This is a genomic window from Vibrio sp., assembly GCF_984391705.1.
Map to the genome: position 1 here is coordinate 54,645 of NZ_CFHWOM010000014.1, position 18,158 is coordinate 72,802.

Below are 18,158 nucleotides of genomic sequence, written 5' to 3' on the forward strand. Positions count from 1 at the left end.
CGAAGTGCTCGCCCTGAGATGTCTGATTGTTGTTTTCTCAGTTGCCACCCTCGGTCTAGTCAATAACTCGTTGAGCGAGTGAGGGTTTATAGAGCAATGATTGATTTATACCGTTGTTTGCCGAGTTAATAACAGCGGAAATCCTTCACATTCAATATGAGAAAAATTCATGTTTCATATGATTAATGAAAAGATATATTGATGTGCTACAAGCGGGAATCGAAATATTCCGCAAATGGATAAATGAATTAAGGATAAAGTGAGTGGCGGACTTGGTGTTGTTATTTTTATATTGTGCACTATTGGGCAGTGGTGTTGGGTTTTTGGCTGGATTACTCGGTATTGGCGGAGGTCTAGTCATTGTTCCGATTCTCAGTCTAATCTTACTTCACTTTGATGTTCTTCCAAGCGAGCAAGTCGTTATTTGTGCCATTGCAACGTCGCTGGCATCTATCTTGTTTACATCGACCTCATCAGCCTTAGCTCATCATAAAAATGGCAATGTACCTTGGCAGATCACTCCTTGGATAATGGCAGGTGTTGCTCTTGGTGCGTTAGTGAGTGGATTTATGGCAGCACTGTTACCTGAGCAGGTAGTACGCATTGTGTTTGCCGTTAGTGTTGTTTTGATAGCATTGAAGATGATCTTTAGTGGCAAAGGAGATACGCAAGTAGAGCGCCCCATGCCAAGTAAAGTATTGCTTACGATACTCACCACTATTACCGGTGGTTTATCAGCGATGATTGGCATTGGCGGAGGAGCGTTGTTGGTGCCATTGCTGACGTTTTTCTCCGTTGATATGAAAAAAGCGATTGGTTGCGCATCAGCGTGTGGTATTGTTATCGCATTAAGTGGTTCAATTGGTTACATAACATCAGGTAGCAGTCAGTTTGCCTTGGTGGATGGTTTTGCGGGTTTCGTGTATCTGCCAGCGCTGATAGGTATTGTAAGTACATCTTGGTTTACCGCGCCCCTTGGAGCGAAAGCAACCCAAACCTTGCCTGTGCCTATCATTAAAAAAATCTTTGCCGCACTGCTGCTTGCCATGGCAACCAATATGGCTGTGAACTAATTGAGGGTTCTAGAGCCAAGCATGCTTTCACTGCTTGGCTCTAGAATGCTATAACCAGATTTGGTTAATCGGCGTTTTAGGTTCGTAATGGTAAGCGATTTGAGCTTGTAGCAACTCTGCAGTTGCGACCGCATCTGTTAGTGCGTGGTGGGGCGTGTATTGTGGTAGTCCATAGCGTGTGCGGCTTGCTCCTAACCGAACTGATGCCGGTTTACGACCTCGGAGTTTATTGAATATACCGCCTTTTGCTTTTTGCTGGAGCTGGGTTTCAATGTGCATGGTATCGACAACCGGAAACTCAATCCCTTCATTTATACGGGTCAGAAGTGCGCGATTAAAAAACTCTCGCTCGATACGCTTATAGTGAACCACCATTATTTTACCGCTCATTTCTGACAAAATATCGGGAAACACGTCACTTAAATCCGGAGCATCCAAGACATCTGAGTGGGTAATTCCGTGGATGATTACCGAGTCTTCTTCTAGCTGTTTACGTGGACGCACAGTCCAGTGTTTTGCTTGGTTGATCAAAATTCGGTTAAGTGTGAAAGGGACGGTACCAATTGTGATGATGTCATCTTGCTCGGAGTCTAGACCCGTAGTCTCAAAGTCCATCGCGAGAAAGATAACCTCGTCCAGCGGAGTGTCGGGTGCGACAACACCTTGTTGGTAGAAAGCTTTTAAATCGGTATTCTGCGCACATTCGAGCTTACGCTTAAATTTGCTTGGCCAGTCGATACTGGGTGGAGAGACGAGTTTATTGAACATCAGACACCCTACTTAAAGTTGTTGCTGGCTTGATAGCGGAACTTGAGAAAATTCTGCGCGTTACTCAGGATCTGGAATGCATCTTTCAGGTTTCGACGCTCAAAGTCAGACAGGTTTTCAGGCTCGATATTGTTATCGGGATCAATTTGATTCTCAACATCGAATGCCTGATGGCGAATGCGTACCATCGATATAAACTCTAGTGCGTCACTAAGATCACGTGCTTTGCCTTTTGGTAAAATACCGGCTTCGTGAATATCATCTAAACGTTCAAATGAGTTCTTTGAACGGGAGCCGACAGCAAGGGCGTGAACACGAATCAAATCGGCCAGTGGAGCGGTGCCTCGACGTTTAAGGTTGATGGAGTTTTTATGTTGACCATCTTTCTCCATCACAAAATCTTTAAAGAACCCGAGTGGTGGCGTTCGGTTCATGGCATTACGCGCCAAACAAGCTAAGAATCGATTGTTCTTACGAGCGCGGCGGACAATGAAACCATTGAGTTGCTCTGCCCACTTTAATCGACCATAAACGCCGTCTAAGTCAAAGAAAATCGACGCATTAAGCAGCGCTTTAGGGTTGGGATCATCAATCCAGTCAGCAAAACATTCTTCCCACTCCGTACGTGTCATGCGCCAATCAGGGTTGGTGGCCATGATGTCACCCGTGCAATAAGTGTAACCGCACTTATCAAGGCCGTCACACACGCGTTTAGCAAGCTCAGCAAAGTAGGCGTCGTGCTCATCTTTAATAAAGGTGTTATCGAGGATAATAGCGTTGTCTTGGTCAGTAACGAGCAACTGTTCGTCACGCCCCATTGAGCCTAAGGCAACAAAACAATAAGGAACGGGAGGTTCGCCAAGCTCTTCTTCAGCTAACTCGATAATACGCTGTTTGAAGCTCCGACCAATCACTGACATGGCACTGCCAACCATATGAGAGTTAGCGTCTTCGTTAACCAAACGGACAAAGCTATCTTTTACTTGCTCAGACAAAGAGGCAAGCTCATCAATAGATTGTTGCTGGAAGATGCTGCTTACTAGCAACAGCGAATTTTGAGACTCGTAGCGAACGATGTCGGTTGCTTCAATAATACCAATCGGTTTTTTGTCTTTTAAAACCGGAAGGTGATGAACGTTGTAGCGAAGCATGGTGAGCATGGCTTCGTAAACATAAGCATTGTGATCGAGTGAGATGACCTCTGTCGTCATTACGGTAGACACCTCATCACTTGGATCTAGGCCTTGCGCAAGCACTCGTGTACAGAGGTCTCGGTCAGTAATGATGCCGACAAGAGGGTTGTGGTCATCTTCGTCATCTTCAAGCACATCTGGATCGATAATTAGCAAAGATGAGACATTTTCTTCAGCCATTTTGATGGCTGCATTTTGGATCGTTTCACTCTTAACAACGAAGGGGGCATCACTGGTTAATAGGGTGCGCACTTTGGAAGTGGTCAGATCGTTTTGCTCGTTATTGCTCGAAACGGCTTGACGCAGGCGAGCATTATCGGCGACTTCGACAAAGTCAGCAAACGCTTCATGCTTTTCATACAGCTCTTGAAACACAGCTTCAGGAATACAGTAGAGCAGGGAATCCTTAATGGCTTTTGCGGGAAAACGAACCTTGTTGTTGGTCAGTAGCCCCATTTGACCAAACAGTGCCCCTTCATCCAAGCGGTTGTATAGTTCACCTTTACGTCGATAGACTTCGACCACGCCGCTTCTAACCATGTAGAGATCGTGAATTTCATCCCCAAAGTGAATCACTGGCGTGTCTTCACGGAAGTATGAGATTTCGACATGCTTAGTGACGAAGTTAAGTACATCGTCTTCAAGCTCATCAAAGGGAGGATGCTGGGCGAGGAAGTTTTTGATTTCCAGTAGTTCTGCTTCCATGAAGGATTCCAGTTTTCGCTGAGTTATCTTTCAATGGTACATGATCTAAAAGAAGAATTGGTGGATTCTGCGCTTTGGAGCTTAAAAAATAAAGGCTTAGGATTTTTCCTAAGCCTTTATTTTTGGGTTGTGGATTAGCTCAAGCCAATGATGTTGCCATCCACATCAAGATCTAAGTTCATGAAGGCGGGTTTGTCTGGTAGGCCCGGCATGGTCATCACGTTGCCGCATAGTGCATAGATGAAGCCTGCGCCGGCACAGAGCTTTAACTCCCGTACAGGGACATCAAAATGGGAGGGAGCACCTTTTACTGAACCATCGGTTGAAATTGAAAGTGGTGTCTTAGCAAGACAAACTGCCAAATTGTCAAAGCCATGTTTTTTGAACTGGGCAAGTTGTTGTTTTGCAGTATCACTTAGGCTGATGCTTGCTGCGCCATAACCGGATTCAGCCACCGCCATCAGTTTTTCTTCCGTTGTTTGGTTTAGTTGATACAAAGGCTTAAATTGGTGTGCTTGGCTACTTTGGTGAATGACTTTTCGCGCCAACTCTAACGTACCCTCACCACCTTTAGCAAAACCTTCGCTGATGGCGACTTCAACATCGTTAGGCAAGCCTTCGACCATCGCTTTTAGCTGTTCCAACTCTGCTTGGCTATCTTGAGGGAAGCGGTTAATCGCGACAACAGCCGGCACCCCATATTTGTTGACGTTATTGATATGCCATTTTAAGTTTTCAAACCCAGCGATAAGCGCTTGCTCGTCGTCTTCAAATAGAGAGTCAGGAATAGGCTGACCTGGTTTAAGATCGTAAACTCCTGAATTGGCTTTGAGGCCTCTTAACGTAGCCACGATAACCGCGCAGTCCGGCGCTTTGCCTGATACTTGAGCCTTTATATTACACGCTTTCTCAAATCCCATATCAGAGCCAAAGCCACCTTCAGTCACGGTAAACTCACCGAGTTTGGTCGCAATATTGTCTGCAATAATTGATGAGTTTCCATGCGCAATGTTGGCAAATGGGCCGGCATGAATCAGTGTTGGTACACCTTCGAGTGTTTGCATTAAGGTAGGCTCAATGGCTTCTTTCATGCTCACAGCCATGGCACCAGCAACTTGCAGATCTTCTGTTGTAACAGGTTCTCCGTCTAGGTTGTATGCCACAACAATACGACCAATTCGAGCGCGAAGGTCTTTTAAATCGGTGGCTAACGCGAGAACTGCCATCAGCTCGGACGCGGCAGAAATGTCAAATCCATCCTCACGTTCATAGCCGTTAATGCTTTTGCCAGCTTCATTTCTACCCACCGTCACCATACGTAAAGCTCGGTCGTTATGATCCATAACTCGTTTCCAAACAACGCGCTGAGCGTCTATGCGTAAGGCTTTTAAACCGCTACGAGATTCAAAATCTTCGTAGCCGTTTCGCTGCTCGTGATAAATCCGCGCGTCGATGGCTGCTGCTGCGAGATTATGGGCAGCAGTAACGGCGTGAATATCACCGGTCAGATGCAGGTTAAGCTCTTCCATTGGGGCAACTTGAGAATAACCGCCACCTGCAGCACCACCTTTTACGCCAAATACTGGCCCCATTGAGGGCTGGCGAATACAGGCTGTCACTGAACGATTAAGCTTCGCGATACCTTGGGCTAAGCCAATGGTCGTGACGGTTTTCCCTTCACCAAGAGGTGTCGGAGTAATTGCAGTTACGAGTACTAACTTGCCGGTATCACATTGCGAAAGGCGCTTGAGGCTATCTAGTGTAACTTTAGCCTTATATTTTCCTTGGCTGTGAAAATCTGATTCTAATAGACCAGCGCGTTGGGCAACCTCTAATATAGGCAGCAGTGATGTCTTGCGACAAATCTCGATATCGGACAGCATAAAACCCTCTAAAAAGACACACAAATAGTAAGGCAAACGTTTGCGAAAGGATGATAACGTTAAAATGTACGTTGTAAAGCGATAGTTCTAGTTCGATGGGGACTTTAACTGAAATCGTACCAAGAATAAATGTGTCGTTTACGGTTTCGGAGAAAAAAAGGACCTACCGCAAGGGTAGGCCAAATCCCTAAGTTTCCCTGTGGAGCAAGGATTGGGGGAGGGTGACTAACGTCTATGGAGAAACACAAAAACTATGCGGCAATCGGCGCTTTGTTTTGGATGGTAATCAGTCGGCTGATATTGATATCTCCTGCTTTTTCAACGGACTCAAAACGAGAAATCAACAGAGATTGAATGTTGTTTTCATGGATTGCTTGCTCTAACCGTGCCAATACTTCCTCGGTGATCTTTTCCTCGTTCAGTGACGCATATATTGGTTCAACGCCACGTAAAATTGATAAGCGAGCTAACAGTTTCTCATCGCTGCTTAAGGCCCATATCAGAGCTCGACTGTGGCAGCGAGACATAAGCAGTGGCGTTTCACCACTATCAGTAAAAACGGCGACGCCCAGGTTTTGTTGGGCTTTTGCAGCAAACAAGACTGAAGAGATAGCAAAGCTTTTACTGCTATTGCTGCACAACTGTTGAACACTCTCCCAGCATTCGCCAGAGCATTCTGTTTCTTGTTCTACCCCATGAGCGATACGAGCCATCGCTTTAACCGCTTCAACAGGGTAGGCGCCTGTTGCTGATTCTGCCGATAGCATGACGGCATCGGTGCCATCAATAACTGCGTTGGCAACATCCATAACTTCAGCGCGTGTCGGCAATGGATTTTCTATCATGGACTCCATCATCTGGGTCGCGGTAATGACTGGTTTACCAAAGTGCTTTGCGCGGTTGATAAGGGCTTTTTGCACACTCGGTAGTCGAGCATCACCAATTTCAACACCTAGATCACCACGCGCAACCATAATAATGTCAGACGCAAGGATGACTTCATCCATTGCATTTTGGTCGGCAACGATCTCAGCACGCTCAACTTTGGCAATGATTTGTGCATTACAGCCTGCTTGGCGAGCAATATCGCGGGCGTAGTTGAGATCGTCTGCATTACGTGGAAACGAAACCGCGAGAAAATCTGCTTCAATGATGGAGGCTGTATGGATATCTTGTTTATCTTTTTCTGTTAGTGCTGGCGCGGATAAACCACCACCTAATAGGTTAATGCCTTTGCGGTTAGATAACTTTCCGCTGTTGAGAACTTTTGTTTCGGCATAGGCCCCGGATTCATCAACATGCGTGACCTCAAGTTGAATGCGGCCGTCATCGAGCAGCAGTACGTTACCCACAGACAAGTCTTTGACCAATTGCGGGTAGTCTAGGCCTACACGTTGCTCGTCGCCAGATTGAGAGTCCAGCGCACTATCTAGAATGAATGTCTTGCCTTGCTCTAGGTGGACGGAATCATTTTTAAAGCCCGCAATACGAATCTTAGGGCCCTGCAAATCAACAAGAATACCGACATGTTTACCGAGCTTACGAGCGGCTTTTCGTACATTGGCTGCTGTAGCAATATGGTCTGCAGGATTACCATGAGAAAAGTTGAGCCTAACCACATTAACGCCGGCTTGAATCATTTCTTCTAAAACAGGAGCACTTTGACTAGCAGGGCCTAATGTTGCGACAATTTTTGTTTTATTCATAACCTTACCTTTAACAACATAATTAAAATGAGGAACTAAAAAGGGGGAGGCTGGTGGCCTGCATTCGTTTGACAGGGAAAGGAGTGCGCTATCGATATGAGCCTGATTTGCGCGTCTCTTCATTCGAACATTGACCGCCAGCCAAAGGGGAGCATGCTCCCCAATATGTCGTTAGTTAGCTGGGTTTGCTTTTAGCTCTGGTTGTTGCGCTTCGTCGATGTCTACAACTTTCTTCGCATTCCAAACAGTCAGTGCAAGAAGGAGAGAAACCACACCTGCTGCTAGCCAGAAGTATTGAGCTTGTGAGAAGTCATAGTTTTTAACACCATCTACTTCAGTAATCGTGATAAGCGATGCTGATACAACTTCTTGAGCCGATGCCGCCATGTAAGAGAACAAGCCAATGAAGCCTTTTACTGCGCCAACAGCGTTCTTAGGCATTAGGTCACATGCAGTTAGACCCGCTAGGAATACAACCAGACCGCCGATTGCAAAACCAATTAGCCCAAGCGCTACGGCATCGATGATGCGGTTATCTGGACCAAAGAACATCAAACACATACCTGCAATATTCGCCAATCCGTAAAGTAGAGTAGGGATATGACGGTTTGCATTGAACAGTTTGTCAGAAACGATACCCGACAGAATTGCACCTGCTAGACCCGCGATAGGATACGTAGACATTGCAAAACCAGCGTCGATAAGAGAGTAGCCTTTTGCTTCTTGTAGGTAGAGAACAGCCCATGAAGACATCGCATAACGAGATACGTACATGGCTGCACACGCTGCGGCAATTAGCCATACTACAGGTTGTTTGAGAACAAACATTTGTGCGCGACGAGTCTCTTTAGGATCGTTCTGCTTTTTGATTTCTGGTTCTTCATCAAATGCGGTAGCAGCATCTGGTAAACCGTATGTTTGTGGACGGTCTTTAAGAGCGAAGAACATACATAGTGCTGCTGCGATAGCTGCAATACCAGCTCCGATGAACCCTGCGCGCCAGCCTAGGTAGCTCACAAGTGTCGCAGTTAGGATCCAAGTAATACCTTCACCGATGTTACGTGAACCACCCCATACAGAGTAACGAGAGCCACGTTGTTTAGGTGAGAACCACTGGAATAAAGATACACAAGAAGGGGCTGAGCCAACTGATTGGAACCAACCATTCAAGCCCCAAAGTAGAACAAAGAAAAAGCCAGCAGTGTTTAAGCCCATAACAATGGCGGTAGCGCCTGATAAGAGCAGTGAAAACGACATAAAGCGGCCGATGTTGGCGTAGTCAGAGAGGAAGCCGTTCGAGAATTTACCTATTGCGTATGTAAAGAAGAACGCCGAGCCCATAATACCCAACTCTTCAATGGTAACGATGCCGGCATCCAGCATAGGCTTTTTAACGACACCTAAACTCATACGAACAACGTAGAAAACCGCGTAACCAAATACTAAGCCTAGGAAGACTTGCCATTGGTAGCGCTTAAAGCGGGATTGCATGGCTTCTTTTGAGCCATCGGACAAAGGTAAGTCCGGACGTGTTTTAAAGAAATTAAACATAAATGTTTCACTCCGTGAATGTGTGACGGTAAATGAGTTGTCGGGAGCATCATGCAAAAAGAGTGGTTTAGCCTCAAAAAGGCGCTTTTGAGACAAAACTGACTCAAATTAAAGAATGGCGTGGGTTAAAAGTGGCACTTTTACCCATACTGATAGAGATGAAATTGATAGAATTATGCATAGAGAGTTATCGATATGCGTCAGCAATGACCCAATGGATAAAACAAGAATTTAATGGGCTATTTGCGACTTTTTGAATTGGCGCACAAATATAAGGGATTTTGTGAAGTGAGATTAATATGGGTACTAAATGGCCTAGTGAGCACTGTTTTAGCGGCGTTACTAGGTGTAAGCTCATATGCAATGGCAAGCCAAGAGCAACTGGTGATTTTGACTACATTTTCTAGTGAGCCAATTGCAGAGTTGATGTTTGAATACAAACAACAAAATCCAAAGGTGGATATAAAGCTGATCCACCGCAGAACGCAATCAGCAATCCAGCTTTTAAACAAGAGCTATATTCAAGATGTTGATGTCGTTCTTAGCTCATCCCCTTTTCTTATGGAAGAACTCTACAAGCGCAACCAGTTAGCCAAGGTATCGTACAGCAATGAAATGCCTGACTGGCTGGTTCCATTTGTTTTACCTAAACGCAATAAAGTGGTCAGTGTTGGGTACTCGGGTGCAGGGCTGGTGTGGAATAACGATTATTTGAAAGCCAATGACCTAGCGAAGCCTAACCAGTTCATAGATCTAACCGCATTTGAGTACTTTGGTCATATCACGATGAGTACCCCGAGTCGTTCGGGAACCACGCAGATGATGATTGAGAGCATTCTTGCCAAGCATGGATGGAAGAATGGCTGGGCGATTATTCTCAATGTCGGGGCAAATTTAGGTACGATTTCTTCACGTAGCTTTGGTGTCGCGGATTATGTCGCTAAAGGTCAGTTCGGTATCGGCCCGACCATAGACAGTTATGCTTTGGTTTTGCCCCAACAATTTCAGCATGTTGGCTTTGGCTATGACTCTGATTTTACTCTTATGCCTACTTACATTGGTGTGTTAAAAAAACCGGGTGACAATAGAGCTACCGAACGCTTTATCCAGCTTTTGTTATCTCAAGAGGTGCAAGAAAGCATGGTCAATACCAACTTCGCTAAGCACTCTATCAAGGACAACTCACTTTATAGTGAAGATAATCCTTCTCTCAGTTTGGAAAAATTAATGAAGAGAGAAACGCTGGTCAATATCATTTTTGACGAAGCGATTACCAAGCGTTTGCCTGAGCTGCAAGATATATGGCATAGCCTTTCGTTGGCAGAGGTCGCACAGCAAGGCGACCTTGTAAAAACGTCACAAATACAAGCGTTGAAAAGTCAGCTATTCACTTTGCCTGTGACTGAACAGGAGGTAATGCAACTTGGCGCTACCATTGACAAGGAGACACAATCCGAAGCATTGGCTAGTGGGCTAGAGCAAGCGATGTTGGCGGAATTTAGCTACCGTTTAGGATTAAAAATTGAGTCAAATTTAGAGTCAGTAGCGAACAAGCTACAAGCGCTTCAAGTTGAGTTAGCGTTATGAATAAGTGGAATACCATTGGTGCGAAACTCGTGCTCGCCTTTACTGGCTCTACCGTACTACTCACGGTGGTGAGCACTGTAGCTTGGTTAACTTGGAACCAACTCGATGGTCAAGTAAGTGAACTCCTTGAAAACAGTGTACCCAAGTACAATACAAGCTACCTGCTAGAAAGCCGAAGCAGTGAAATTCGCTACCGTGTCCAGTTGCTTCCTCGCTTAAATAATAAGGTTGAGCTTAACCAGCAGATAGCTGAGATATCTGAGCAGCTCGAGGCGATAAACGTGGCGTTACATCGCAATGACTCTGGAGTGTTATCAAATGATGACTCGCTCACATTGTCTGAACGTTATCTTCTGCTTGGGGAAACCTTAAAGCAATACAGTGCACTTGTGCTGCAAAGGGTGGAACAAAGCCGCCGAGTGAATAAATTGGAGGAGCAGATTAACTGGCTTCACCAAGATATTCGTTCTGAGCTAACGCCGATTCGTCAAGAGCTACATTGGTTAATCAAACGAGATGAAAGTGACGAAGAGAGAAACACATCTTTAGATCTACTTAGTGCGATTCAGCATTTACTTGATTTAGAGTCAAACGTGTTTGCGATGACGAGCGAAGTGATTCAAGCCCAGCAACTTGGCCAAGTGCATAATGCCGCTAAAGTAATTCAATATAAGTTGGATGAGCTAGTCGACAGTAGTGAGCCTGTTCTCGTCCTGCCTTCATCTATCGCTTACCAACAGCTCCTTCAAGAATTAACCACATTGCTTTCACCTGAAGGTGGGTTTTATCACCAACTACTGGACTATGTTGCGGTCAATCAGCGCATAGATGTCCTAAAAGTAAACATTGACCGACAGCTGGACGATATCCATCAGCAGATTGGTATGGTCGTCAAAGTGGCGGATGAGAGCTTTGTTGATGTCAAAGCTCAAACCGCCAGCTTGGTCTCATATGGAAACCATGTATTAATCGTCTGCTTTAGTGTGTCGATCCTGATGTCTCTGTTTCTCACCTACTACTTTATCAATCGTCGCATTGTGGCGCGTTTAACAGCATTGAGTTCAAGTATCGATGCGATAACTAAGGGCGACCTTAGCCATCCTATCCGAGTTGACGGTGCGGACGAGATCGGTCGTCTAAGTGAAAAACTGATTGAATATGGTGAGAGTGTTAAAGAGATACAGCGAACCAATGCGGTGAGTTTGATTAACAATACGTCAGCGAGCTTGTTGACTTGCGATTTAGCGGGGTATGTAGAGTCCGCAAACCTCAGCGCACGACGATTGCTCGCAGTGCAAGGTGATGTGGAAAGGAAGCTGATTTGGGACTCTTTCGAAAATAACAGTCAACGAGTACTTGCGACAGTCTTCCAACGAGGAGGAGTGTTATTCACGCAAGGGCACGATGAGATAACCCTATGTGTTTCCGAATCGCATACATGTTACTTGCACTTTGATTTCCATTTATTTTCCCATGGTCAGCTTAACAAGGTGATAGTGACTATTACGGATATAACTCAGCAGGAACTTAACACTCGAGAATTAGAACAAAGAGTGGCAGAAAAAACATCGGATTTGATAGAAAAGAACAGTCGACTATCAGAAGAGATTGTCGAGCGAGAGCGCACCGAGCAACATTTGAAACAGACACAAGGTGAGTTAATACAAGCGGCGAAAATGGCGGTGGTCGGTCAAACCATGACCAGCATGGCCCATGAACTTAATCAACCATTGAATGCAATGTCGACGTATTTATACAGTGCGAAACTTTCCTCTGAGTCGGGGGATATCAAATCAGTTAATCATTCTATTGAGCATATTGAAGGGCTCGCAATGAGAATGGGGAAAATCATTTCTAGTCTGCGCAGCTTTGCTAAAAAGTCGGATGGTGAGCAAGCGGCCTCGCCACTGAAGATCAGAGAGATCGCAGAACAAGCGATGACTATAGTGCACCCTAAAGCCAAGCGGCAACTGGTGGAAATCGACAATCGTCTTGATGATGAACTCGTTGTTCATAGTAATGCTCTGGCTATAGAGCAGGTGCTTATCAACCTCTTTGTTAATAGTTGTGATGCGATAGCTGAGCATAATGGAGAGCGACGTAAGATCACTCTAGACTTTGTGTATGACACTCGGACACACCACGCAATTGGTCTCTTCGACAGTGGAAGTGGATTCAATCAAAACATTATCGACCAGCTGTTTACACCATTTACAACGACCAAAGAAGTGGGCTTAGGGCTAGGAATGAATATTAGCCAATCCCTAATGGAAAAGTATTCAGGTCGTATTTATTTAGCGTCCAGTTTAGACAAAGGTGCGCTCGTTATTTTGGAATTGCCACATGCAAAATCTTAATTACTCTGTCCTATTGGTGGATGATGACCAGGACGTGTTGGACTCATATAAGCATCTGATGGATATTGCAGGGCTCACTGCAAAAGCGCTTCTTGATCCTACGCTGGCGACTCAATATTTATTACCAGATTGGCCTGGTGTTGTACTGTTGGACATGTACATGCCTCAAATTCATGGTTTGGAGCTGTTAGAGAAAATAAAACAGATTGATGAGCGCATACCTGTCATTGTGATTACAGGACATGGTGACATCCCAATGGCGGTCGATGCCGTTAAAAAAGGCGCATGCGAGTTTATTGAGAAACCGATTAACCCTGCTGCCTTGCTTGAAATGGTCAAAGGACATTTGGATTTAAGGCGTGCCTTTGTGGAACAAAAACAACAAATGGTTGCGACTATAGATAAGTCATTGGTAGGCAGCTCTGCGCAACTGGAACAGATTCGCCATTTGATTTCACAATATGCGTTATTAAAAAATCATGTCGTGATTTGGGGAGAGTCAGGAACAGGTCGCCACCTCGCCGCTAATTTGCTTCACACTATGTCGGCAGCAGAGGAAACATGCGATGTGATACAGGGTGAGCCAGAGCTGACGGAAAGTTCGCTGAACCAAATGCTGGTAAAACTAGATTCTGGAACACTGATTGTAGACAGCGCAGAGCGGCTTTCAGAATCATGCCAACGCCTATTGGCGCAAAAGTTGATCGTGAATGAGCGGGAAGGCAAGCCGATACGCTTAATTGGAATTTTGGGTAGTGAGCCAGAAATGCTCATTGCGAATCAAGCTTTGATCCCTGAGCTATATTATGTGCTAAACCAAGGGGTGATCGAAATGCCGGCATTGCGTCATCGTCCTGACGACGTTGCCGTATTGTTCCACCACTTTCTCAAGCAGAGTTGTAAGACACTAGGTAAATTAGTACCGAAAGTGGAGTCGAATTATCTGTCGATATTGAGAGGGCACTCTTGGCCTGGCAATGTTCGTGAGTTGCGTAATGTTGCTGAGTTATACGCTGTTGGCATTGTAAAGTTGACGGGGAAGGAGAAGCTCTATACCCAAGCTGAAACCTTGTTACCTCTTGATGATTTAGTCGACGACTTTGAGAAAGGGGTGATTGAAGATGCGTTGTTTTTGCATTCAGGGCGAGTCAGTGATGCGGCGGATTATTTGCAAGTACCACGCAAGAAACTCTACTTAAGAATGAAGAAGCACGGTATTGATAAAGATTCCTTCAAGAGCCGTTAATAAAACACCCCACAAAATTGTGGGGTGTTTGAATTAGTACCAGTCATCGTCCGGGAAAAACTTTCCCTCTGGAGCGTACGGGTCTTCATCAAAAGGATGCTCTGCTTTGTTACGTAAACTGTCCAATTGATGTTCAAGCATTTTGACTGTGTCGTAATCGCCTTCAGAGCATGCGACATAGATCTGTTGCTCCAGAACTTTAATGCTATCTTGAATTCCCATATTAACCTCCCATTAGCAGTGACACTGCTTGTTAGATGGTTTTACCTATTTTCAAAACGATTATAGTCTAGCAATCCAAATTCGATCGGCTGATTTTGCTGATACCAACGATGAACGCGGTCACTAAATGGCCAGAAGCCACTTGAGCTACGGCGAACGGCAAATCGATCCAATAACTTAACGTAGTCTTCCTCACTTTGAATATTTTTTAGTGAATCAACCAGAAGTGGGATGTCAGACTCTTTAAGAGATAGATACGCCGCTGGGTAGCTACCGATCACTCCTCGAACAAGAGTCAAGCCATCGTTGGCCGGATCACGATTACTTTCTTCGTCAAAAAGGCTGGATATGTTGGTATGGGCGTTATCATGTAGCAAGGTAAACAGCTGATCAACGCCTTGTTCAGATTGAATCATCAGCATCGTTATTTGCGGCAAATAAACCAAACCTTCCCCTTTAATAAAGCTCACGCTTCGCAGCAATTGCTCATGCTTGCTACTGAACCCGGTTTGTTCAATTTGGTATCGGTTGTCTAATACCGGTGCGAGCTGAGTCTTCAAAATATCATACAGCTCTGCCTTAGGATTATCCGTTTGGAAGGCGACTTGAGTCGGCTGATCGAAGGGCGCGACATTTCGTTGTAAGAAGTTACTCAATTGAGGGCTTTGGTCTTGATACCAGCTCGACTGTTCTTGATGGCGAATTTCCCTTGGAAGGAGAGCAACGAAATTACTTTCTCCTTCTAAGCGCAAGAAGTCCATGAACATTCGAGTCATCAGCTGGTGGCCGAAGTTACCGTAAACATCAAAACCGGCAACTAGAAGGTAATGGATGCGCTCTATCAAAGCATAATCTAACACCCATGCTGTTTTAGGTGGTGTCCCAACCAGACCTTGGACGACGGAGGCACTATCAAAATGACGGAAAACCGTAAGCGCAGCATTCGCGTTTGTGCCGTTACCTGTCCAGATCACATCCGTAGTTAGGTGTTGGCCATCTTTAAACCAATCATTGATAAACGCAGATTTTGCTTCTAAATAGCGGGCTTGTTGGCGTGAGTAAGAGACCCAGTTAGTGATCGGTAAAGTATTACTTTCAAGCTCTCCTGGTAACTTAAGGTTGTCTGCTTGAGAGCGATAGAATTCGTTAACTTCCGGAATGTCTGACTTGTCCGGATCTAGGAAAAACACCCAGAAGCGATCATTGATAACGTTTAACGCCAATTGGCCTCGGCACACAGGACCTTTAATGAAAGCATTAATAGTGTTTTGCGCATTATCGAGCATGAATTTGAATCGAGCTTTTACCGGTAGATCGATAAATGCCGTCATTGGGTTAGCGGCAACCTGAGGCTCATACCCAGGCAGTTGTGGGACGTTGTAATCGGCATCGATAAACCACTCTTTCCAATGTTGCATTCTGGTTTTGTTCAGAGCGAAAGGCATGTGTGTTTTATCTACAATTGTGCCTTGCTCAGGAATCAATCGGTAGTAGACGCGCTCCACTTGAGGGTCATCGTATGGGCGGCGAGTAGTGATGCGTTTAACAGGTTCTCCTGGCGGTGTAGCTGAGCGAACTAACGTAAAGAAACGAGGTTGCTCTTCTCTGAGATCAGAAAAATAAAGATGCGACAGGAACAAATGCTCGTAGATATAACGTGCAGCAAGCTGGACTTTGCGTGATCCTTTGTTAAGCATCACCTCATACTGATCCACTAACGCCTGTTGCTCCTTCGTTAACGGGATAGGCGTATTCATGATAGCGCCATCTTGGAGCCAGTTAATTAAGGTTGAATACTCTTTACTATCTAAGTTGGGCATACCATAAGGCATTCCCCAGGTTGGGTAGTCTTGTTGGTATTGTTGATACTCTTCAATGGTTGGGCAAACTTGGTTGCGGTCGACTGAAAAATCAAAACCAGTTAGCTGAGTTTCGTTGGGTAGTGGATTCGCTTCTTTCTGCATCAGCATCTTCGCCACTAAGCCCGCTTCTAAGTTCGCAGTCGGTGTTTGTATCCGTTCATTGAGTACTGGGTGAAAGCCCATAGTGCGCCACTGTTCAGTTGTTTGAGCATCTTCGAACAAGCGACTTGGTGTTGCAGCAGTTAGACGTGTACCTTGATAGACCAACTCTTTACTGGCACCGCGGTCAATTCCTTCTACTGAGGACATTTTTAACTGACATGGTGCATCGTAGCAGGCATGGCATACAACGCAGCGGTTATCGATGATGGGCTTGACTTCATCTAAGAAAAATTCACCTTGCGGTGTTTGTCTATCGACTCGGCGATCAACGACTTTTGCTTCACCAAACAGCTGGTCAAAGTTGAGACCAGCATAGGTAGCACAACCAGCAAATAGTGTTACCACGGCCAGCATTAAAAATGTCCGTAAATTCATAATCATAATTACTCGATTCTTCTAATAGCCAAATTGCAGCAGAAAGCGCAGCCATAATCAAATAAAACCCTTAGAGATAAACATCAGTTCATTAATAAGCACGCCGTATGATTAATGTTAGATTAACTTTTTAGAATATGAGAATGGTTATATTGCTTACCTGCATTGGTTAGTTATGCTGAGAAAAAACAACCAGTTGGCTAAAAAATGATTAAACGTAGAAAATGGTTCCCTTATCTGTTTGGAGCTTTGTTAATTGCGACCCTATGGATTGCAAAACTGATGAGCGACGAGAAAGAGCGAAAGGTGGAACGGCAAGAGCAAAAACAAGCCCCGATTTTGCAGCAAATCATTGCATCGACGGGTGGTCCTTACCAGTGGCCAATGGAGAAAACGGGCGTACTACAAAATTTCGCAGAATTCGGCAAAGCTCCGAGGTTCCCCAATCTCTATCATTCTGCGGTTGATTATTTTGCAGCCCCCGGCACTGAGGTGTATGCCATATCTGATGGTATCGTCTATTTCTCGGATCATGAGCCTGGGTATGGTGGTGTGATTATCATAGAACATACTCCAAAAGGGGCCTACTCTTTGTATGGCCATGTGTCGGCGAGGCGGTGGTTGATTGAGAAGGGGAGCTCAGTCACTAAGGGGCAGCTTATTGGATACATTGCAGAGACTGACGAAGGTTACGGTATTGGGATAGTACCGCACTTACATTTCTCTATACGGTTGGGGTCACCGTCTGACTACCCCAATAGTGGACGAAGTAATTGGATGACAGGTTATACGACCGAACACCCTATTTATCATCAGTTCGTCAACCCAAATAAGCTGATCTCTCAGTCGAAACTGTATTACAGAACCAAGCAACAAGGACAACCTGCCACGAACTAAGTTCGGTTAATGATTGACGTAGCAAACCGAGAAGGGAACGTTTAAACGATCAAACTCCTTGATCCAGCGCCATTGGTTATCTTGGAGTTTATCGCCCGGACCTTTCACTTCTATCCATTCAAACTTCCCATCTTTAAATGCGATCAAATCCGGCATGCCGTTTCGATAGAGTTTTAGGTCGCTTAACTGCACGTTAAACAGTTCGACCAACAGGTCATTAGGGATATGTTCAAGTGCGAGGGATATCAGCTCTTCGTTCACATACGCCCAACTAACGAAGGGATTACTGACCCCAACTTTATCTCTGTATTTCCCAAACAACGCTTGTGTATTCCCTTGTTGAACTTGCTCAAGCGCATTGTCGATAAGCTGCTTTCTTTTATCGACAAAATCGGCGTGATACAAATCCAATGGTCGATGTTGATATGCGTTAATGAATGCGCCTTCTATCGGGGCAAAAATCGCACCCCATAAGGTCAATCCTAACAAGCTGTTGAGTAGGGTATTCTCGGAATAGAAAACGGTCCAACCTAAACTTTCGAAATGCGCTTTGGTTGCCAGCTCCACACGT

Annotated in this window: 13 protein-coding genes; 5 read left to right on the top strand and 8 right to left on the bottom strand. The window is 45.1% G+C overall.

Annotation, left to right across the window (positions count from 1 at the left end):
- Positions 1 to 263 precede the first annotated feature (263 nt).
- Positions 264 to 1,073: a sulfite exporter TauE/SafE family protein gene (locus AC4MRV_RS10565; protein ID WP_491187307.1), complete on the top strand. Its 810-nt coding sequence runs from the start codon at positions 264 to 266 to the stop codon at positions 1,071 to 1,073.
- Positions 1,074 to 1,121: 48 nt separating this feature from the next.
- Here AC4MRV_RS10565 and AC4MRV_RS10570 read toward each other — a convergent pair whose 3' ends face one another.
- The 5 genes from AC4MRV_RS10570 to AC4MRV_RS10590 all read right to left on the bottom strand — a co-directional run bounded on the left by AC4MRV_RS10570 (position 1,122) and on the right by AC4MRV_RS10590 (position 8,879).
- Positions 1,122 to 1,841: a 3'-5' exonuclease gene (locus tag AC4MRV_RS10570; protein WP_491187308.1), complete on the bottom strand. Its 720-nt coding sequence runs from the start codon at positions 1,839 to 1,841 to the stop codon at positions 1,122 to 1,124.
- A gap of 8 nt (positions 1,842 to 1,849) precedes the next feature.
- Positions 1,850 to 3,739, bottom strand: coding sequence for a DUF294 nucleotidyltransferase-like domain-containing protein (locus AC4MRV_RS10575; RefSeq protein ID WP_491187309.1), 1,890 nt, complete (start codon positions 3,737 to 3,739; stop codon positions 1,850 to 1,852).
- A gap of 134 nt (positions 3,740 to 3,873) precedes the next feature.
- Entirely contained in the window at positions 3,874 to 5,622 is a 1,749-nt protein-coding gene (locus tag AC4MRV_RS10580; protein ID WP_491187310.1) for a formate--tetrahydrofolate ligase, read from the bottom strand.
- 251 nt (positions 5,623 to 5,873) lie between these two features.
- Positions 5,874 to 7,328 carry a pyruvate kinase gene (gene pyk, locus AC4MRV_RS10585; protein WP_491187311.1) on the bottom strand — a complete coding sequence of 485 codons (1,455 nt, stop codon included), beginning with the start codon at positions 7,326 to 7,328 and terminating at the stop codon, positions 5,874 to 5,876.
- Positions 7,329 to 7,499: 171 nt separating this feature from the next.
- On the bottom strand, positions 7,500 to 8,879 hold the full coding sequence (locus AC4MRV_RS10590; protein ID WP_491187312.1) for an MFS transporter: 1,380 nt from the start codon (positions 8,877 to 8,879) through the stop codon (positions 7,500 to 7,502).
- Between the two features lie 363 nt (positions 8,880 to 9,242).
- Here AC4MRV_RS10590 and AC4MRV_RS10595 point away from each other — a divergent pair, with 363 nt between their 5' ends.
- The 3 genes from AC4MRV_RS10595 to AC4MRV_RS10605 are packed head-to-tail and all read left to right on the top strand — an operon-like array spanning position 9,243 to position 14,069.
- A complete protein-coding gene (locus tag AC4MRV_RS10595; RefSeq protein WP_491187319.1) occupies positions 9,243 to 10,466 on the top strand; it encodes an ABC transporter substrate-binding protein in 1,224 nt (407 codons plus the stop codon).
- Entirely contained in the window at positions 10,463 to 12,823 is a 2,361-nt protein-coding gene (locus tag AC4MRV_RS10600) for an ATP-binding protein (protein WP_491187313.1), read from the top strand. The genes AC4MRV_RS10595 and AC4MRV_RS10600 overlap by 4 nt, the downstream gene beginning before the upstream one ends.
- On the top strand, positions 12,810 to 14,069 hold the full coding sequence (locus AC4MRV_RS10605) for a sigma-54-dependent transcriptional regulator (protein WP_491187314.1): 1,260 nt from the start codon (positions 12,810 to 12,812) through the stop codon (positions 14,067 to 14,069). Before AC4MRV_RS10600 ends, AC4MRV_RS10605 begins: the two co-directional genes overlap by 14 nt.
- 33 nt (positions 14,070 to 14,102) lie before the next feature.
- Here the strand turns inward: AC4MRV_RS10605 and AC4MRV_RS10610 are convergent, their stop codons facing one another.
- Together AC4MRV_RS10610 and AC4MRV_RS10615 are read right to left on the bottom strand one after the other, a co-directional pair.
- Positions 14,103 to 14,291, bottom strand: coding sequence for a hypothetical protein (locus AC4MRV_RS10610; RefSeq protein WP_491187315.1), 189 nt, complete (start codon positions 14,289 to 14,291; stop codon positions 14,103 to 14,105).
- 41 nt (positions 14,292 to 14,332) lie between these two features.
- Positions 14,333 to 16,690: a fatty acid cis/trans isomerase gene (locus AC4MRV_RS10615; RefSeq protein ID WP_491187320.1), complete on the bottom strand. Its 2,358-nt coding sequence runs from the start codon at positions 16,688 to 16,690 to the stop codon at positions 14,333 to 14,335.
- A 207-nt stretch (positions 16,691 to 16,897) separates the two neighbouring features.
- Here AC4MRV_RS10615 and AC4MRV_RS10620 point away from each other — a divergent pair, with 207 nt between their 5' ends.
- A complete protein-coding gene (locus AC4MRV_RS10620) occupies positions 16,898 to 17,587 on the top strand; it encodes a M23 family metallopeptidase (RefSeq protein ID WP_491187316.1) in 690 nt (229 codons plus the stop codon).
- 6 nt (positions 17,588 to 17,593) lie between these two features.
- Here AC4MRV_RS10620 and AC4MRV_RS10625 read toward each other — a convergent pair.
- On the bottom strand, positions 17,594 to 18,158 hold a 565-nt coding region (locus AC4MRV_RS10625), incomplete at its 5' end, for a VRR-NUC domain-containing protein (protein WP_491187317.1).

Coding starts and splice junctions, on each gene's coding strand:
- AC4MRV_RS10610 (WP_491187315.1), bottom strand. CDS start 14,291: ATGGGAATTCAAGATAGCATTAAAGTTCTGGAGCAACAGATCTATGTC.
- AC4MRV_RS10615 (WP_491187320.1), bottom strand. CDS start 16,690: ATGAATTTACGGACATTTTTAATGCTGGCCGTGGTAACACTATTTGCT.
- AC4MRV_RS10605 (WP_491187314.1), top strand. CDS start 12,810: ATGCAAAATCTTAATTACTCTGTCCTATTGGTGGATGATGACCAGGAC.
- AC4MRV_RS10575 (WP_491187309.1), bottom strand. CDS start 3,739: ATGGAAGCAGAACTACTGGAAATCAAAAACTTCCTCGCCCAGCATCCT.
- AC4MRV_RS10600 (WP_491187313.1), top strand. CDS start 10,463: ATGAATAAGTGGAATACCATTGGTGCGAAACTCGTGCTCGCCTTTACT.
- AC4MRV_RS10580 (WP_491187310.1), bottom strand. CDS start 5,622: ATGCTGTCCGATATCGAGATTTGTCGCAAGACATCACTGCTGCCTATA.
- AC4MRV_RS10590 (WP_491187312.1), bottom strand. CDS start 8,879: ATGTTTAATTTCTTTAAAACACGTCCGGACTTACCTTTGTCCGATGGC.
- AC4MRV_RS10620 (WP_491187316.1), top strand. CDS start 16,898: ATGATTAAACGTAGAAAATGGTTCCCTTATCTGTTTGGAGCTTTGTTA.
- AC4MRV_RS10570 (WP_491187308.1), bottom strand. CDS start 1,841: ATGTTCAATAAACTCGTCTCTCCACCCAGTATCGACTGGCCAAGCAAA.
- pyk (WP_491187311.1), bottom strand. CDS start 7,328: ATGAATAAAACAAAAATTGTCGCAACATTAGGCCCTGCTAGTCAAAGT.
- AC4MRV_RS10595 (WP_491187319.1), top strand. CDS start 9,243: ATGGCAAGCCAAGAGCAACTGGTGATTTTGACTACATTTTCTAGTGAG.